This window comes from Phocicoccus schoeneichii (assembly GCF_014635565.1).
GTDB lineage: Bacteria > Bacillota > Bacilli > Staphylococcales > Salinicoccaceae > Phocicoccus > Phocicoccus schoeneichii.
Genome location: NZ_BMDB01000001.1, coordinates 453,090 through 472,200, shown reverse-complemented (window position 1 = coordinate 472,200; position 19,111 = coordinate 453,090). Strand labels below are relative to the sequence as shown.

General features: G+C 36.4%; 18 protein-coding genes. 15 read left to right on the top strand and 3 right to left on the bottom strand.

Annotated elements, in window-relative coordinates; all coding sequences use genetic code 11:
- The first annotated feature begins 6 nt into the window (after positions 1-6).
- The 4 genes from arcC to IEU51_RS02525 all read left to right on the top strand — a co-directional run bounded on the left by arcC (position 7) and on the right by IEU51_RS02525 (position 4,898).
- Positions 7-942 (top strand): carbamate kinase, encoded by a 936-nt coding sequence (gene arcC, locus IEU51_RS02540; protein WP_186087286.1) that lies wholly within the window; start codon positions 7-9, stop codon positions 940-942.
- Positions 943-1,037: 95 nt separating this feature from the next.
- On the top strand, positions 1,038-2,273 hold the full coding sequence (locus IEU51_RS02535) for an MFS transporter (RefSeq protein ID WP_186087289.1): 1,236 nt from the start codon (positions 1,038-1,040) through the stop codon (positions 2,271-2,273).
- A 3-nt stretch (positions 2,274-2,276) separates the two neighbouring features.
- The gene (locus IEU51_RS02530) at positions 2,277-3,503 is read left to right on the top strand and encodes a CynX/NimT family MFS transporter (RefSeq protein WP_186087292.1); all 1,227 of its coding nucleotides are present in this window, start codon (positions 2,277-2,279) and stop codon (positions 3,501-3,503) included.
- A gap of 66 nt (positions 3,504-3,569) precedes the next feature.
- The gene (locus IEU51_RS02525) at positions 3,570-4,898 is read left to right on the top strand and encodes a protein adenylyltransferase SelO family protein (protein WP_186087295.1); all 1,329 of its coding nucleotides are present in this window, start codon (positions 3,570-3,572) and stop codon (positions 4,896-4,898) included.
- A gap of 52 nt (positions 4,899-4,950) precedes the next feature.
- Here the strand turns inward: IEU51_RS02525 and IEU51_RS02520 are convergent, their stop codons facing one another.
- Together IEU51_RS02520 and lexA are read right to left on the bottom strand one after the other, a co-directional pair.
- Complete coding sequence (locus tag IEU51_RS02520; protein WP_186087298.1) at positions 4,951-6,012, bottom strand: YkvI family membrane protein; 1,062 nt, start codon at positions 6,010-6,012, stop codon at positions 4,951-4,953.
- Positions 6,013-6,100: 88 nt separating this feature from the next.
- A complete protein-coding gene (gene lexA, locus IEU51_RS02515) occupies positions 6,101-6,715 on the bottom strand; it encodes a transcriptional repressor LexA (RefSeq protein ID WP_186087301.1) in 615 nt (204 codons plus the stop codon).
- 141 nt (positions 6,716-6,856) lie between these two features.
- Here lexA and IEU51_RS02510 point away from each other — a divergent pair, with 141 nt between their 5' ends.
- The 10 genes from IEU51_RS02510 to IEU51_RS02465 all read left to right on the top strand — a co-directional run bounded on the left by IEU51_RS02510 (position 6,857) and on the right by IEU51_RS02465 (position 18,305).
- Positions 6,857-7,072 (top strand): hypothetical protein, encoded by a 216-nt coding sequence (locus tag IEU51_RS02510; protein ID WP_186087304.1) that lies wholly within the window; start codon positions 6,857-6,859, stop codon positions 7,070-7,072.
- A 97-nt stretch (positions 7,073-7,169) separates the two neighbouring features.
- Complete coding sequence (locus tag IEU51_RS02505) at positions 7,170-7,403, top strand: DUF896 domain-containing protein (RefSeq protein ID WP_186087306.1); 234 nt, start codon at positions 7,170-7,172, stop codon at positions 7,401-7,403.
- A 15-nt stretch (positions 7,404-7,418) separates the two neighbouring features.
- The gene (gene tkt / locus IEU51_RS02500) at positions 7,419-9,401 is read left to right on the top strand and encodes a transketolase (RefSeq protein ID WP_186087309.1); all 1,983 of its coding nucleotides are present in this window, start codon (positions 7,419-7,421) and stop codon (positions 9,399-9,401) included.
- Positions 9,402-9,510: 109 nt separating this feature from the next.
- Positions 9,511-9,744, top strand: coding sequence for a YneF family protein (locus IEU51_RS02495; RefSeq protein WP_186087312.1), 234 nt, complete (start codon positions 9,511-9,513; stop codon positions 9,742-9,744).
- Between the two features lie 131 nt (positions 9,745-9,875).
- Positions 9,876-11,534, top strand: a complete 1,659-nt coding sequence (locus IEU51_RS02490; protein ID WP_188349264.1) for an ABC transporter substrate-binding protein — start codon at positions 9,876-9,878, stop codon at positions 11,532-11,534.
- 142 nt (positions 11,535-11,676) lie between these two features.
- On the top strand, positions 11,677-13,344 hold the full coding sequence (locus IEU51_RS02485) for a glutathione ABC transporter substrate-binding protein (protein ID WP_186087318.1): 1,668 nt from the start codon (positions 11,677-11,679) through the stop codon (positions 13,342-13,344).
- Between the two features lie 124 nt (positions 13,345-13,468).
- Positions 13,469-15,250: an ABC transporter ATP-binding protein gene (locus IEU51_RS02480; RefSeq protein ID WP_186087321.1), complete on the top strand. Its 1,782-nt coding sequence runs from the start codon at positions 13,469-13,471 to the stop codon at positions 15,248-15,250.
- Positions 15,243-17,021, top strand: a complete 1,779-nt coding sequence (locus IEU51_RS02475) for an ABC transporter ATP-binding protein (RefSeq protein ID WP_186087324.1) — start codon at positions 15,243-15,245, stop codon at positions 17,019-17,021. Before IEU51_RS02480 ends, IEU51_RS02475 begins: the two co-directional genes overlap by 8 nt.
- A gap of 69 nt (positions 17,022-17,090) precedes the next feature.
- Entirely contained in the window at positions 17,091-17,795 is a 705-nt protein-coding gene (locus IEU51_RS02470; RefSeq protein WP_186087326.1) for a cytochrome c biogenesis protein CcdA, read from the top strand.
- Positions 17,796-18,305 (top strand): CcdC family protein, encoded by a 510-nt coding sequence (locus tag IEU51_RS02465; RefSeq protein ID WP_186087329.1) that lies wholly within the window; start codon positions 17,796-17,798, stop codon positions 18,303-18,305.
- On the opposite strand, the gene IEU51_RS02460 is transcribed toward IEU51_RS02465, so the two are convergent.
- Entirely contained in the window at positions 18,302-18,808 is a 507-nt protein-coding gene (locus IEU51_RS02460) for a DUF2621 family protein (RefSeq protein WP_186087332.1), read from the bottom strand. The genes IEU51_RS02465 and IEU51_RS02460 overlap by 4 nt on opposite strands.
- Before the next feature lie 95 nt (positions 18,809-18,903).
- On the opposite strand from IEU51_RS02460, the gene IEU51_RS02455 reads away from it, so the two are divergent.
- Positions 18,904-19,104 carry a DUF1659 domain-containing protein gene (locus tag IEU51_RS02455; protein WP_186087335.1) on the top strand — a complete coding sequence of 67 codons (201 nt, stop codon included), beginning with the start codon at positions 18,904-18,906 and terminating at the stop codon, positions 19,102-19,104.
- The last annotated feature ends 7 nt before the right edge of the window (positions 19,105-19,111 follow it).

The window sequence follows — 19,111 nt, the reverse complement described above, 5'->3', positions numbered from 1 at the left end:
TTAAAAATGGGTAAAAAAGTAGTTTTAGCTTTAGGTGGAAACGCGATCTTAAGACCAGGTCAACATCCCAACTTCGAAAACCAATATGGTAACGTTGTAAGTGCAGCTGACTCAATGGTAAACATCACAAAAGCAGGTCACGACATTATCGTAACTCACGGTAACGGACCCCAAGTAGGTAACATCATCGCTCAAAACGAAGCAGCGAAAGATAAAATCACGCCTATGCCAATCTTCGTGAACAACGCTGAATCACAAGGTATGATTGGTTACATGCTTGAAACAGCACTTAAAAACAAATTAAGAGAAGCTGGAAACGACACAAACGTAGTAACTTTACTTACTATGGCTGAAGTTGACAAAGACGACAAAGCTTTCGATAACCCAACTAAACCAATCGGTGTATTCTTCACAGAAGAAGAAGCTAGAGAAATGGAACAACAAGGTTTCAACATGGCAGAAGACGCTGGACGCGGATACCGCAGAGTAGTACCTTCACCAGAACCAAAAGTAATTCATGGTGTAGACGAGATTAAAACATTATCAGATGCAGGTTCAATCGTAATTTCATCTGGTGGTGGCGGAATTCCAGTATGGAGAGACGAAAACGGCGAAATCCACGGTGTTGAAGCTGTAATCGACAAAGACCGCTCTGGACTTAAACTATCGGAACAATCTGATGCTGATGTATTCATGATGCTCACTGACGTATCCAACGTTTACATTAACTGGGGTAAAGAAAACGAAGAAAGACTTGAAAATATCACAGTAGAAGAAGCTGAAAAACATATTGCTGACGATCAGTTCCCTGCTGGATCTATGTTACCAAAAATCCAAGCAGCTGTTGAATTTGCTAAAACTGGTAAAGTTGCAATCATCTGTGCTTTAGAAGACGCAGTAGATGCACTTGAAGGTAAAGCAGGTACAAGAATTACTCTATAATTCACTAGCTCTTCAGTAATTGTAAGACTTTATAAGAGCTAAGCAACACGTGTTGCTTAGTTCTTTTTTGTATTTAATATAAAAGGAGGACATAAATGAACAGCTTAGATAACCAATTGAGTGATCGACCTATACTTGGTCAATGGAAATTTTTAATTAGTATTATACTTATCGCAACAATGATGCGCGTACCTCTAACTGTTGTTGGCCCATTAATGGGAGATATTAAAGCAGATTTAATGATTTCAAACACAGTAGCAGGATTACTTACAACTATTCCATTAATTATCTTCGGACTTGTATCTCCATACGTAATTAGAATCGTACAATTGTCATCACTTAGGCATACAGTATTTATAGCAATTATTTTAATATTTTTAGGACTGTTAATCAGAGTGATGGGCGATATTAACATGTTTATTACTGGTACAATACTTATTGCTATTGGAATTACATTTACAAACGTGGCTATGCCAAGTTTCGTTATGTTAAAATTCCCGTTCCAGATTGGTATCATCACAGGGATTTACAGTACGACGATGAACCTTGTTTCAGGGCTCGGAAGTGGATTTGCTGTGCCTATTTCACACAGCTCAGAACATGGGTATAAATTTGGTCTAGGTATTTGGGCAGCACTCGCACTTGTTGCACTCATTGTATGGATAAGACAATTATTCTTAAATCCGAAGACATTAGCAAGATTTGTTGTTAATCGTGAAGGTAATAAATTTACATTTAAAAACGTTGCAAAGTCTAAACTTGTTTGGGCAATCACAGCTCTATTTGGTGGTCAATCAATCATCTTCTATAGCTTAGTGGCTTGGGCACCAACGATGTTAGTAGATAAAGGGATTTCTCTACACGCAGCAGGATATTACTTCATGGCGTTGCAACTCATTGTCATTCCCACAACATTTGTATTCCCAATGCTAATTGCTAAGTTAGAGAATCAAAAAATTATCGCTTACTTAATTGGCGCATTTTTCTTATTTGGTTTCTTACTATTCTTTACGACAAATGCAATACTCTTATTTATTGCAATGCTACTTATTGGAGCAGGTATTGGTGCAAGCTTTAGTTCATGTATGGCTCTATTTGCATTAAAAGCAGAAACACATAGTGGAAGTATTGGTATGAGTGGATTTGCTCAATCTGTAGGGTATATTTTTGCAGCAATAGGACCAATTCTAATGGGACTATTATTTGACCTATTTAACTCAACAAATATGAATATAATTATTTTCTTAATTATTGGTTTAATCAGCTTTGTCGCGACGATAGTAGCAACTGAGAAAACGACAATTGAAGCATCACTTTCCCACATTAAATAAATTTTGGAGGAGATTAGAATTCACTCTAATTTAAGTACGAGTTTAAGGCAAAGATGGATACAAGTTATTGGTATTATTCTCGTTGCATCAATTTTACGTGCAGCAATTACGTCAGTTGGACCAATTGTTGAATTAATTAAAGACGACCTCTTAATCTCCAATACAGTTGCTGGATTACTCACGACGATTCCTTTACTTTTATTTGGGATCGTCTCACCATTTGTACCTAGAATTGTAAATAAAATTGGCATTGAATGGACAGTATTCTACGGACTCATTATTATTTTAGTCGGTATCCTTGTACGTACACTTGGTGGTATTGAATTATTCCTACTTGGGACAGGACTCCTTGGCATTGGTATTGCTATAGGTAACGTAACGATTCCTGGACTCGTAAAGCTTAAATTCCCACTTCAAGTCGGGCTTGTCACAGGACTTTACGGAGCTACAATGAATGGTATGGCAGGAGTAGGAGGAGGATTATCAGTTCCGTTGTCTACAATGTCATCGTTTGGATATAAATTATCGCTCAGCATTTGGGCTGTTTTAGTCGTCATCACGATACTCGTTTGGACTAGAGAACTAAACAAAAATTTAGCACAGGTACAAGATAATAATGAAACACTGAGTGAACCAAATATTAAGATTAAAACACTCATTAAAAGTCGTATGGTATGGTCGATAGCAATGCTCTTTGCCATGCAATCCATGGTATTCTACTGTATTGTCGCATGGTTACCAAGTTTACTCGTTGAACGTGGATTAACACCAGATATAGCCGGATACTTCTTCATGTTTAGTCAGTTTCTTCAAATCCCAATCGCTTTCTTCTTCCCACAATTTGTGGCGAGAGTTAAAGATCAAACGATTCCGATGTATATAATCTTAGGATGTTTTATTGTAGGATTTAGCTTACTATTCATAGAGAATAATATTGTTTTACTTTTAGGTGTATTAATTTCTGGAGCAGGTATTGGCGCTGCATTCAGTGCATGTATGACTTTCTTCTCTGTCAAAGCAAAAACATATCATGGAAGTATCGCCTTATCCGGTTTTTCACAGTCCATTGGTTATATGTTCGCTGCATTAGGACCTTTATTTATGGGACTCGTATTTGATATTACAAACTCCTCGAATATCACTAACTTTATATTCCTGATTATGGGTGTTTTATTATGTGTATTTGGACAATTTGCAGCTAAAGGTGAATATATTGAAGACACATTATAAGCTTTGTACTATGTTACAAAGCTTTTTTATTTTACAATTGAGTTAGAACATAAATGAGGTGTAGTTATGAATTTTGAATACACATATTTGGACTTACCAGATGTGTTTTATAGTGTGAATCAACCAGATCTAAAAGTTAAGAAAATAGATCTCTTGAATCACTCGCTGATGAGAAAACTTAATCTAGACAAAGTGGAAGATATTTTAACGTTCGATGAAAATACATTTTCTCAGAGTTATATGGGTCACCAGTTTGGTTCCCCAGTTATCTTAGGTGACGGTCGCGCACATATTTTAGGTGAACGTGTCGTTGATGGTGAGCGTTTTGATATTGCGTTAAAAGGTAGCGGTACAACAAAGTACAGTAGAAATGGTGATGGCCGTGCACCTTTAGAAGCTGTGTTAAAGGAATATATTTATTCTGAGTTTATGTATAACATTCATATTCCGACGTCTCGTAGCTTAGCGATTTTAGAGTTAGAGGATTCAATCGAGCGCGGAACTGAAAAGAAATCAGGCGTAATTATTCGTGTAGCAAGTAGTCATATAAGGGTAGGTACGATTCAACTTGCTGCATTAAAAGGGAAAGATGAACTTCAAAAAATCGTAGACTATGCGATTGAAAGACATTATCCATATCTCACCAATCATGAAGAAAAATATGAAATGTTTTTTGATATGGTTGTACGTAAAGAAGCAGAGCTTGTCGCAAAATGGCAGTCTGTTGGGTTTATCCACGGTGTAATGAATACAGATAATGTACTGATTTCAGGAGACACAATTGACTTTGGTCCATGTGCGTTTTTAGAGACGTATGATCCAAATCAGTGGTTCAGTGAAATTGATGTGAATGGTCGATATAGATTTAATAATCAGCCAAGTATAATGCATTGGAATTTAGGAAAACTTGGAGAATCTCTTGTTCAACTATTTGATACTGAAGATGAAGCGGTTGAAGTACTTCAAAAAATATTAGACAGATTTGGAACGTATTATCTAAATCACTGGTTCATGTTGATGGGAGAAAAGATAGGTATCAATGACTTTGACTATACGAATGATGATGACAGAGGTATTGTATTAGACTTCTTAAAACAAATTGAAGATAAAAAACTCGATTACACAAATACGTTCAGACAGTTAGCATTAAAGAAGCTGGACTTTACACCTGATTATGGTGACTATACACCAGACTATGAACTCATGAAGAGTGTGAATCCATCATTTGTCCCAAGATATCATTCAGTTAATGCAGCAATAGAGCTTGCATTAGAAGGTGATTATAGCAAAATGCATGAGTTAGAGAAGTTTATAACGAAACCATTTAACGACCGTGTACCAGAATATTTAAAACAACCGACAGACCATAACTTTAATACAACTTGTGGGACATGATAAAAAGTAAGCCAAGCTTTCATTTAAGGAAGCTTGGCTTTTTTATTGTTTTTTAGCTTCTTTGAATTTTCTTACGTACCCATAATATTGCAAGTGCAAGACCGAGTAGTGCTCCGAGATAACCAAAGATTGGGTAGAACATGTTTACGAGATCAACGAATCCGATGAACGTGAAGATATATGCAACAATTAATGAAACAATGAGCATAATCTTATAATTTCTAGATCTAGGTGTTGTAAATCTTGCTAGGAAACCGTACATTAATCCGACAACTGTATTATAAATTAGTGCGATGATTAATATAGAATATAATGTACCGAAAATGGGGTGAACGTTGTTCGCCATAACGAGTGCTGGAATAGACATTTGGTTTGCTTCTTCTAGAACAGTGAGTAGTGATCCGTTCATTAATACTACAAGTACTAAAACAATAAGACCACCTAATAATGATCCTTTTTTTGCAATTTCATGTTTGTTTGCATCAGAACCCATTAATGCTAAGAAACTAAATGCGACTCCCATTTGTAGACCCATGTATACAATGGCATCAAACCACCAAACACCATTTGGTGTTCTACTAATATCTGCGTGTGTTGCTGCTTCTGTAAAAGAAGTATCTGCAACTACTAGGTTCGTAATTACCATAATCACAACCATAATTAGTAATATAGGCGTGACTGAACCTAAGACATTCATAATTTTATCGAAATCCATAAGTAATGTAACAAGAACTAAAATAATTGTAAGAATAGATCCTATTGCAACTGGCACACCAAAACCTTCGTTTAAGTTTGCACCACTACCTGCAATCATAATTACAGCAAGTCCATACATGAAGAAAGAAAGTACATAGTCTATTATTTTACCTGCTGTGTGTCCGAAAAGCTTATCGAGAGGAACTTCATGAGATTCTACGTGATAGATAGAACCTATCTTTGCGGTTTGTCTACCAACAAAGACTAAAAGAAGTCCTGCTATAAAAGTACCTACGAAACTGTACAATCCGTAGTTTGTAAAGAATTGTATAACTTCCTGACCAGTAGAGAACCCCGCTCCAACTACCACGCCAGTATATGCGAATGCAAATTTTGCAACCTCTCGCAATTGACTCAAGTGAACCATCTCCTAAATTTTTATCAGTGTATATTTTACCCTAGTGAAATCATTTGAAAACAAAAAAAGCGCATATGCGCTTTTAATTTTACATTTCTCTAAATAATCCAACAACTTTACCAAGTACTGTTACTGAATCAACTAGGATAGGGTCCATGGTGCTGTTTTCAGGTTGAAGTCTGTAATAACCTTTTTCCTTGTAGAAACGTTTTACAGTTGCTTCATCATCGGCTGTCATTGCGACAATGATTTCACCATTGTGTGCGATATTTTGCTTTCTAACAATCACTTTGTCTCCGTCATGTATACCAGCTTCGATCATACTATCTCCAACTACATTTAAAATGAATATTTCACTGTTATGACCAGTTGTGAAATGTTCAGGTAGTGGGAAGTATTCTTCGACGTTCTCAATTGCAGTGATCGGAAGACCTGCTGTAACTTTCCCAAGCACTGGTGCATGAATCACTGGTGTTGTTAATTCATCCTCAGGTGACACTACTTCAATCGCACGTGGCTTTGTACGGTCGCGTCTGATATAACCCTTTTCCTCAAGATTATTTAAATGACCATGAACAGTAGAACTTGACTGTAAGCCAACCGCATTTCCAATTTCTCTAACACTTGGTGGGTACCCTTGACTATTTACTGTAAGTTTTATAAAATCAAGAATTTCTTTTTGTCTCGCTGTGAGTTCTTTCATATTTAGTGCCCCCAGATTTTTATTAATTTAATCGTACCATACATGAAATCAACAATCAAACATTTGTTCGTGTTTTTGTTGACAACGAACATCTGTTCTAGTATATTATAAATACAAACAAACGTTCGGGAGATGAATATTATGACAAAGCAAGAACAATTCACTGTTACTAGTATTGCGCTGTTAATGCTTCTATTAAGCATTTATCTATACATTGACTTCTATTTTACGGGGAACACACATTCTACAGACGCCCTAAGTGGAATGACACAAATCTTTGGAATGACCGACGAACATATACAGAACATCAACTCAGAAATTACTGTAAAAGTACTGAGCCAAGTCACAAGTAAATAATGAATAAAATATATATGAATAAATTCGAAATAAGCACTAGGAACATTAGCCTGGTGCTTATTTTTATGGTAAATTTATATAGAAGGGTGGGGAGATTATGTTAGAGAAAGAACAGTTAGATCGTTTAAATGAACTCGCAAAAAAGAAGAGAGATCAAAAAATTAATAAAGATGAACTCGAAGAGCTCACAAAACTTAGAAAAGAGTTTCTGACTAATTTTAGAAATTCATTTAAAAAACAGATCGAACAAACCAAAGTTATCGACCCAGAAGGTAACGATGTTACCCCAGAAAAAATCAAAGAAATTCAAGAGAAAAACAAACATCTTTAAAGGAGAACTTATTAAATGAGCTTTGATAAAACAGACGAATTAGTAGTAAATACAATAAGAGCATTATCTATTGATGCGATTGAAAAAGCAAATTCAGGACACCCCGGACTTCCTATGGGTGCAGCTCCGATGGCGTATTCACTATGGAAAAACCATCTAAACTTTAACCCAAAATCAGTAGACTGGTTTAATAGAGATAGATTCGTCCTAAGTGCAGGACACGGATCAATGCTTTTATATAGTTTGCTTCACTTATCAGGAAGCTTACCAATGGATGAAGTAAAGAACTTCAGACAATATAATTCAAAAACACCAGGACACCCAGAATACGGATACACAGATGGTGTTGAAATTACGACTGGTCCACTTGGACAAGGGTTCGCAATGAGTGTAGGTATGGCAATGGCTGAAAAACACCTTGCCGCTCAGTTCAATACTGACAAGTATAATGTAGTTGACCATTACACTTACGTAATCGCTTCAGATGGTGACTTAATGGAAGGTATTTCTCATGAAGCGGCATCTCTTGCTGGTCACTTAGAGCTCGATAAGTTAATCGTATTATACGATTCAAATGATATATCACTTGATGGTGATCTTTCTATGAGTTTCTCTGAAAAGATTGAAGAGAGATTCAAAGCTTACGGTTGGCACTATCAATTAGTAGAAGATGGAAATAGCTTAGTTGATATCGATCAGGCAATTGAAAAAGCTAAAGAAACCAACCAACCATCAATGATTGAAATTAAGACTGTTATTGGGTATGGTTCACCAAACAAAGGTGGTAAGAGTGCTGCACACGGTGCGCCAATTGGTAGCGATGAGCGTGTACTTGCATTTGAAAACTACGGTTTAGATTCAGGTAAAGAATTCCACGTTGAAGATTCTGTTTACGACAGATTTAACGAAACCCTTTCTTCTAGAAGTAGTGAAAAAGAAGCAGAGTGGAACAAGTTAATGGAAGATTACAAAGCTGAACATCCTGAGCGATACAAACAACTTAAGGATGGAATTGAAGGTACGTTAGCTGAAGACTATGCTAATAATCTACCAAAATACGAAGTAGGTACTAAAAAAGCAACACGTGGTAATTCAAGCGACATGATTCAAGAGTTATCTAAGACTGTACCAACTCTATTCGGTGGTGCAGCAGACCTGGCATCATCCAATAAAACAAATGTAGTGGACGAAGATGACTTCTCTAAAGACAACTACAAAGGTCGTAACATCTGGTTTGGTGTACGTGAATTTGCGATGGCGGCTGCAGCGAATGGTATGGCAGCACATGGTGGAGTATTCCCATACGTCGGCACATTCTTCGTATTCAGTGACTACTTAAAACCAGCAGTTAGACTCAGTGCATTAATGGGTCTTCCTGTCACTTATGTATTCACTCATGACTCAATTGCTGTTGGTGAAGACGGTCCAACACACGAGCCAATTGAGCAGTTAGCAGGACTCCGTGCAATTCCAAACTTAAAAGTGATTCGTCCAGCAGATGGTAACGAAACACGTGTAGCTTGGAAAGTAGCTTTAGAGTCTAAGAATACACCAACAGCTCTAGTGTTAACACGTCAAGACATCGAAGTGATTGATGTTAATGAAGATGTGGTTGAAGCGGGTGTGCGTAAAGGTGGATACATTGCATATGACCAAGGGGACGATGCAATTGTATTTGCAACAGGTAGTGAAGTACCACTTGCTATCAACGCAGCAGAAAAACTACACGCTGAAGGTGTAAACATTAAAGTTGCTTCAATTCCTGACGTTCAAACATTCTTAGCTCAAGACAAAGAATATGTAGAATCAGTATTAAACAAACAAATCGAAAATAGAACAGCGGTTGAGATGGCGGCAAGCCTTGGCTGGCACCGCTTCATTGGTATGGATGGTAAGCTACTTACAATCGATACATTTGGTGCTAGTGCACCTGGAGACGAAGTTATGGAGAAATATGGTTACACTGTTGATAACCTAGTATCAATGATTAAGCAATAAGACAAGTGATCCCCGGTTTTACCGGGGTTTTTCTTTCTTAAATAATATTGATATTTAATGATATTTAATGTAAACTTAATAATGGTTTAAAGTGAAAGAGGTGAGCAATTTGGATACTTGGATTTGGATTATTATTGTAATCGTAGCGTTAGCTGGTGGTGTTGCGCTAGGTTTCTTCCTAGCTAGAAAATATATGATGGATTATCTCGAAAAGAATCCACCAATTAATGAAGACGTGCTCAGAATGATGATGATGCAGATGGGTCAAAAACCGTCGCAGAAAAAAATCAATCAAATGATGTCGATGATGAATAAAAATATGCAAGATCAGAAAAAAAAGTAAGACACGAAGTACCGTCAAGATGGCGGTACTTTTTTTGTTTCTGACCACTATAAAATTATTAGAACTGACTCTTATTGAAGGTCAGTTTTTATGATTAAATTAATATAAATAGAGTTTAGTGGAGGAATATCGTGTTTACTAGAAAGAATTTTACATACATAACATTATTTTTAATGCTGTTTGTACTTGGAGCATGCAGCAATGAAGAACCAAATAAACAAAATAACATTGATCAAAATATCATTATTGGGGTAGATAAAGACATCTCATCTATCGATCCACATGGGTCAAATGACAGTGCTTCTCGCCAAGTCAGAAGAAATATTTATGAAACGCTTATTTATCAAAATCCAGACTTAGAAATAGAACCTATGCTTGCTACAGAGTTTAAACAACTCGGTCCCACAGAATGGAACTTTAAATTAAGAGAAAATACGGTATTCCACAGTGGTCAAGAATTTACTGCAGAAGACGTTAAAGCTTCACTAGAGCGTGGACTCGATCCAACAGTGGCATCAAGTTCATCGTTTATGTATGAAATGATTGAGAGGATTGACATTGTTAACAATCATGAAATAAATATTCATACATCTTATCCATTTGCACCATTAACTGCGAATCTTGCGTATAATACGTCGAGTATTATGTCTAAGACTTCAATTGACAAAGATTACGCACAAGCAATTGAAAAAGCAGGACTCGATATCACTGTTGATGAGTATTATAAGTTAAGAGACAAAAAGGACGAAGAATTCGGAGAAGTCTCTAAACAGATGGGTGAGTACATCGGCGAATTTATTCAAAAGAATCCAGACGGTACAAACCATTTAAAATTCGTATCTAGAACAAATGGTGACAACATCAAACTTACAAAGTTCGAGGCGTTCAATAACGGCGAACGTGAATTTAAAGATGTCACTTACCGTGTAATTCCAGAGCCGAGCTCTCGAGTAAGTGAACTAGAAGTTGATGGTGTAGATATCATCAACGCATTAGACGTTTCTGAAATAAATCTATTAGAGGACAGCGACCACTCAAAAGTTGCCACTAAAGATTCGGTTCGTACAACGTACTTAGGGTTCAATACAAAAAAAGCACCATTTGATGATAAAAACATCAGACTCGCAATCAGTTATGTCATAAACCGCGATGATATCGTAAATGGAATATTAGAAGGTGTCGGCACAAAAGCAACAACACCTTTAGCTAAAAACGTTTTTGGATACGATGATTCTATTGAAGGCATAGACTACGACATAGGAAAAGCAAAAGAGTATATGAGTAAATCTTCAATGCCAAACGGGTTTAAGACAACAGTGTGGATTAACGAAGACCCTCAAATTAACTCTACAGCACTTTATATTCAAGAAGAGTTAAAAGAACTTAACATCGAAATGGAAATTCGTAACTATGAATATGCAGCACTTTTTGAAGAACTTCAAAAAGGTGAGCACGATATGTTCATCTTAGGATGGTCAACAGTGACAGCAGACGCGGACTATATCTTTAACGCATTATTTGAATCAACTTCAATTACAGAAGCAAACAATAGAACAAACTTTGATAACGAAGCGTTCGATAACGTGATCCGTGACGCAAGAAAAGAAATGGATCCAGAAATTAGGCTTGATTTATACAAGACAGCGCAAGAAATTATACTTGAAGAATCGCCAGCAGCATTTATTTACAATAACCAATTTGCTATAGGTATTAACACAGACAAGCTCGATAGAGTAGAAGTCGACGCGTCAGGTGATATAAGACTCGAAACATTAAAACTTAAAAAGTAATATTTTAAGCACTCTGAAAATATTTTCAGAGTGCTTTTATTAATTTATAAATATTAATTAAATTCAGATTTTTTTAAATATTTATTGAATTTAAATTTTTCATGTATATAATTAACTGTAATTATATATAGGAGGATACAATATGAATATCTGGAAAAAATTATCACTCGGTATTTTGTTTTTATCAGTGCTTGTATTAGTCGCTTGTTCAGGCGATAATAACGAAAGTAACGAGTCAGCGGAGGATAGTGAAAAACAAGGAGACATTGTGATAGGCGTCGACAAGGAAGTTGTTTCACTAGACCCACATAACTCAAACGATAGTGCGTCTGCTCAAGTAAGGATGAATATTTATGAAACATTGATTTACCAAAATCCGGACGGAGAGTTAGTCCCTGGGCTTGCAACGGAATGGGAGCAGGTAGATGAAAATACATGGAACTTCAAATTACGCGAAGGCGTAACTTTCCATAGCGGACAAGAATTTACTGCAGAAGACGTGAAAGCTACATATGCAAGAGTTCTAGACCCAAACGTCGCAGCTTCTGTTCAGTTCCTTTTTGAGATGATCGACGATGTTGAAGTAGTGAATGATCACGAACTTAACATCAAGACCAAAGAGCCATTTGCACCACTCGATCGTCACTTAGCACATAGTACTGCAGGAATCATGAGTAAGTCATTGATTGATAAAGACTATGAGAATGCTTTAGAAGCTTCTGGACTCGGACTTTCACTTGACACATACTACGCTGAACGTGAAGAAGGTAGTGAAACATTTGCTGAATACGCAAGTAAGTTAAACAACATCGGACAAATCATTAACCAAGAACCAGACGGAACAAACCACTTAAAACTACAAAGTCGTTCTGCTGGGGATAACGTTGTTCTTGAAAAATTCGAAGAATTTAACAATGGCGAACGTTTCTTTAACACAGTGACGTTTAAAGTGATTCCAGAAAACGGCTCGCGAGTAGGTGAGTTAGAAACTGGTGGAATTGATGTTGCAACAGGCATCGACACAGCAAGTGTGCCACGTATTGAAGGTGGCGCAGACATGGAAATTATCGAGAAAGATTCTGTTCGTACAACATATCTCGGATTGAACTACAAAAAAGAACTATTCCAAGATGAAAACATCAAAAAAGCAATTGCCTATGCAATTGATAGAGAAGACATCGTGAATGGTATCTTTGACGGAATGGGTATACCTTCAAAAGGACCACTCGCGCCACCAGTATGGGGATATAGTGAAGAACTCGTTGGTGCAGAATATGATATTGAAAAAGCAAAAGAATATCTAAGTCAATCTTCACAACCTGATGGCTTTAAAACTACTTTATGGGTGAACGAAGATGAGCAAATCATCAACACAGCAGTATACATCCAAGAGCAACTTAAACAAATCAATATCGATGTTTCAATTGAACAAATGGAGTGGGGTGCATACCTCGATAACCTGGTTCAAGGGAATCACGATATGTTCATCTTAGGTTGGACGACAGTGACACAAGATGCAGACTATGGTCTATATGCACTCTTCCATTCTAAGAACCACGGATCAGCTGGTAACCGTATTTTCTACACAAACCATAAAGTTGATGAGTTACTTGACGCAGGACGTTCTGAGACAGATGAAGCTAAGCGTGCTGACATATATAAAGAAGCAGAACAATTAATCGTAGATGATGGACAAAGCGTATTCTTAATGCACAATACGTTCTTCGTAGGTGTGAATACTAGAAAAGCAACAGGGTTCAAACTAGACTCAGCAGGTGCTGTTCATATTCAAGACGTTAAATTCAAGTAAATATAGTACACTCCAAAAATATTTTTGGAGTGTATTATTTTTTGTAGGTCCTAAGAAGTATTTCAATATTCGAAATAAAATGGTACGATAAACCAAATGATAACTGAAGAGAGTAGGAAAGAATGTGCGTGTCTATAAAAATTTAGCCTGGTTTTTTAAAGCATACTATAAGCATTACATAGTCGGTGTACTCATGTTACTGCTCGTTGCTTTGTTACAACTTGTACCACCGCAAGTCATTGGTCGTACAATCGACTATATTACAACAGACTCATTAACTGTTAACATACTCATCGGACTTGTTGTACTCCTCATTGTCGTTGCGCTTTTAATGTATGTATTTAGATACTTCTGGAGATTATTAATCTTTGGAACAGCAAATAGACTAGGAATGGAACTGCGCAGTCAATTATTCAAGAAATATGCATCGATGTCTCCAGCTTTTTATCAAAAACATCGAACTGGAGACCTCATGGCGCATGCAACAAACGACATCAATGCCGTCAACATGGTAGCTGGAGCGGGGATTTTAACAATTGCGGATAGTTTAATTTCCGGAGGTGCTGTTTTAATCACAATGGCACTTACTGTAGATGCAAAGTTAACGCTCATCGCGATGATACCTCTTCCGTTTATGGTTTTATTAACGAGCTATTACGGTTCTATACTTCATAGACTATTTAGAGTTGCACAAGCAGCATTCTCTTCATTAAATGATAAAACACAGGAATCCATTGCAGGTATTAAAGTAACGAAAACTTTCGGATATGAAAAAGAAGATTTAGATGATTTTACTGAACTGTCTACTGATGTTGTACAGAAGAACTTGAGTGTTGCGAAAGTCGATGCCCTATTTAACCCAACAATTACAGCAATCATTGGTATCAGTTACTTCCTAAGTATTTTCTTTGGAGCACGTATGGTAATCAGCGATGAGATAACGATTGGACAACTTGTTACATTTACTACATATCTCGGTATGATGGTTTGGCCATTACTCGCTCTCGGTATGTTCTTTAATATATTACAACGTGGAAATGCATCTTATGATCGTATTATAAACATTTTAAATACTGAGGATACAATAAAAGTAACTCATGAAATCGATCGTATTCCTGACGGCGATATTGAATTTAATATTGATACATTCTGTTTTGATGATTCTGAAACAATTACTTTAAAAGATGTCCACTTCACAGTACAACAAGGTGAAACGGTTGGAATTGTAGGTCAAACAGGATCAGGTAAATCGAGTTTAATTCGATTGTTACTACGTGAATTTGACCCGAATAAACTAAATGAAGTAACATATGGCGGTGAACCACTGAGTCGATATAATGTACAAACATTACGTCAAAAGTTTGGCATTGTTCCGCAAGAAAACTTCCTGTTCTCAACAACGATAAAAGATAATATCGCGTTCGCGAATCCAGATTTATCAATAGATAAGATTATTGAAGCGGCAAAGAATAGCTACATTCATCATGACATTGAAAGATTCCAATATGGATATGATACAGTAGTCGGACAGCGTGGCGTGTCTTTATCAGGAGGACAAAAGCAGAGAATATCAATTGCTCGCGCATTAATTATGGATCCAGATGTTTTAATTTTAGATGACTCATTATCTGCAGTAGATGCAGAAACGGAAAAAAACATACTAAACAATCTAGAGACTTTAAGAAAAGGAAAAACGAATATCATCACTGCGCATCGTATGAGTGCAGTGATGGAAGCAGATAAAATTATCGTAATGAGTAAGGGTACGGTAGTAGAAATGGGTACGCATGACGAGTTAATGAATAATAAAGGGTGGTATTATGAAACATTCATGGCTCAGTCTTTAATTCAAACTCTAGAACATGATTTAGAAGTCATGACGGATGGAGGCGAGGATCATGAATAATGAAACTGTAAACTTAACGTTTAGAGATCAAATGCGTGTTTTAATACGATTATTAAAATATGCATTACCGTATAAAAGATTAATCGCACTCGCATTCTTAATGCTTGTCTTAACAACAGTAGCTGGAGTCATGGTCCCTTATTTAGTCATGATATTTATAGATAACTATTTGACACCAATGAACTTTCCAGAGCAAGATATCAGTGTACTAATCATACTCTTTTTCATTGTTGAGTTAGTTGCTGTAATAAGCGGATATTTCCAAGCGTATTTATTCCAGGTACTTGCTTTTAAAGTTATACAACAACTTAGAATAGATAGTTTTAAAAAGATCGGTACTTTAGGTATGAAGTATTTTGATGTTGTACCAAGCGGAAGTGTCGTATCAAGACTGACCAATGACACACAGTCAATCGCAGACATGTTTATCGGGGTACTTTCTACATTTATGATGGCTCTATTCATGGTTCTGTCGAGCTTTGTAATGATGTTTATGCTCGACTTTAGACTCGCGTTGATTGCATTCTTATTTGTACCGATTATCATCATTATCATTGCTATTTATAGAAAGTATTCAGCGATTTACTTCGGTAAAGCACGTGGGTTTTTATCAGAACTCAATGCCAAAATTGCTGAATCTATTGACGGTATGAACGTCATCCAAGCATTTAACCAAGAAAAAAGATTACAAGATGAATTTGAAGAAACGAACTATAATTTTTACCATTACAACGTAAAAAATATTAAACTCGATGGTCTTCTCTTAAGACCGGCATTCGATATGATCTACATCATCGCAATCAGTATTATCTTAAGTTACTTTGGAGTCATGAGTTTTAGTACAGTAGTAACTGCAGGGGTAGTGTTCGCATTCATTCAATATATGGAACGATTCTTTGAACCAATCAATCAAGTGTCTCAAAACTTGAATATCCTTCAACAAGCACTTGTGTCAGCAAGTCGTGTGTTCACATTGATGGACGATGAACGACATGAACCCGCACAAAAAGAAGAAACAGAGATAATCACAGATGGACATATTGAATTTAAAAATGTGACATTTAGTTATGACGGTGAAGTGGATGTTCTTAAAGATATTAGTTTCGAAGTGAAACCAGGTGAGACAGTAGCACTTGTAGGACACACTGGATCTGGTAAGAGTTCTATCATTAACCTAATCATGAGATTCTATGAATTTACTAAAGGAGACATTTTGATTGATTCACATTCTATAAAACGAATTAAAAAGGAGAACCTGAAGAAAAATATTGGTCTCGTCCTGCAAGATCCATTCGTGTTTTATGGAACGATTGAGTCAAACATAAAACTCTACCACCCGACAATGACTTTCGAGCAAGTGAAATATGCAGCTGAATTTGTTTCTGCTGACAAATTCATTGAAAGACTCCCTGATGGTTATCATCAAAAAGTAACAGAAAAAGGAAGTAGTTTTTCAAGTGGTGAACGACAACTCTTAGCTTTTGCTCGAACAATCGCAACGGAACCTAAGATTTTAATTTTAGATGAAGCCACAGCAAATATCGACTCTGCAACAGAAGAGGAAATACAGCGCAGCCTAGAGAAAATGCGTAAAAACCGTACAACGCTCGCGATTGCACATAGATTATCAACAATCCAAGATGCAGATCAAATTATCGTCTTAAATCGTGGTGAAATTGTAGAGAAGGGTACGCATAATGAACTGATTGCATTAAAAGGAATTTATCATAAAATGTATCAGCTACAAAACGGTATTACAAAATTGTCATAATTAGCTTTAAAAACATATTCCCCCTATAATCTAAGTCTGATACACTTAGGTACGATAGGGGGTTATTTCATGGGAAGTGATGTTACATTTCTTCTAGCGTTTGGTGCTGGTGTTTTATCATTTGTTTCACCATGCGTATTACCTGTTTTCCCAGCATTCGTCTCTTACATTACAGGGATGAGTTTTAGTGAAGTACAGGAACAGAAGTTTAACATAAGAGCAATTCTACATACGCTGTTCTTCTTAGTAGGATTTAGTTTAATTTATATTGCCCTCGGATTTGGTACGTCATTCTTTGGCGGATTCTTAATAGAACATTCGAATCTCATTCGTCAACTCGGTTCGATATTAATTATTGTATTTGGACTAATTATATTAGGAGTCTTTAAAGTAGATTTCTTAATGAAGAACCATAGAGTAGAATTTAAGAATCGACCTGCAGGGTTTATTGGTTCGATTCTAATTGGGATGGCATTCGCAGCAGGTTGGACACCGTGTAACGGTCCAATCATTGGCGCAATTTTTGCGATGAGCGCTAGTCAACCAAACGATGCACTCATGCTGATGGTTGTTTATTGTCTAGGGTTTGGAGTTCCATTCTTTGTATTATCATTCTTTGTATCAAGAACACGTTGGATTTTAAAATACTCTGGCGCGATTATGAAGGTTGGTGGAGTACTCATGATTTTAATGGGTATCTTACTATACTTTGATGGACTGACAAAAATCATTATTTGGTTAGCACCATACTTTGGAGATTTCAGAGGGTTCTAAATGGAAGAGATAATAAGTTTTTTAAAAGCACATGAAGATACACTCTTTATTATATTCTCTATAGCTGCAATATTTATGGGAATTGGAGTCATTTTTTGGAGAAATAAAGAGACGAAAACGCCGTTATACCTTAAAAAGATTATCATCCCACCAATTATGATGAGTACTGGTGCGTTGATGTTCGTATTTCCGTACTTTAGGCTTGGTGGATCTGAAATAATAGAAGCAGTATTCGTAGGTGCAGTTTTCTCTATATTACTTTTAGTTACAACGAAGTATGAATCTCGTGGGGATGATCTCTATGTGAAACCATCGAAGTTATTCCCAGTAATATTAGTTGGATTACTCATCATTCGTACTGTAATGAAACAAATACTTAGTGTTAATACGACACCAGGTGAAATCGGGGGCATGTTCTTTTTACTCGCATTCACTATGATTGTGATCTGGAGAAGTTCAATGCTTAATAAATATCTCAAATTTAAAAAATCTCGACAAGAAGGTAATTAGTCTTCTTGTCGAGATTTTTTTGTTACAAGTTCCGTTTGTTCAAATATAGAGAACTTCTGTTTTTCATCATCAGCAAGCTCAAAAAGTTCGAGATAATCCGTATAATCAATACCTAATTCATTTAGTTTTTTCTTCATGAATTTGTGGTCTCGTTTTGGTGTTGCGATGATATATCCCTTCATTATTTGGTCTAAACTTATTGTATCTACTTTTTCATCAAGTGCAATTTTAGAAATTCTTCCCGCGATTCGTTGTTTTGCTACGTCACGGAATAGTTCAGGTACTGGACTGACAAGCTCGTTAAGTAAATCTTTTGCTTCCTCATTCCATAGTGGTAAAGCTTCATTTATGTAGTATTCCTGCCAATCGAGTTCTGAGTAACCATCTTCTCTCGGCAATGCTTTTAAAAATTTTCTGAACATGAAATACCCACCGATAGCGAGTAAACCAATCATAATAAAGCCCCAAACGGCAATTAAAATCATGACCCAATCAGCATACATTTTCTTCACCTCTCTAACATATTATAAAAAACAAAAAATTATTTGTCCATTTAATCTGACCATACGATATATAAAGCGTAAGGGAGGTGACACACATGGTTAAAGCATTAAGTGCAAGATTCTACTTTGTTGTTGTAGATGATGAAGGAAAGGAACGCATGAAGTCTCGTTCGATTTCTGGATTATCTATCAATGCTCCGGACCAAGATGTTGTTTTACTTGGTGAAGCATATGGAGCATTAAAGAACGAAAACTACTTCGCAGTTGAGAAAAACGTAACACACGTTATTAAATAATTAGGAG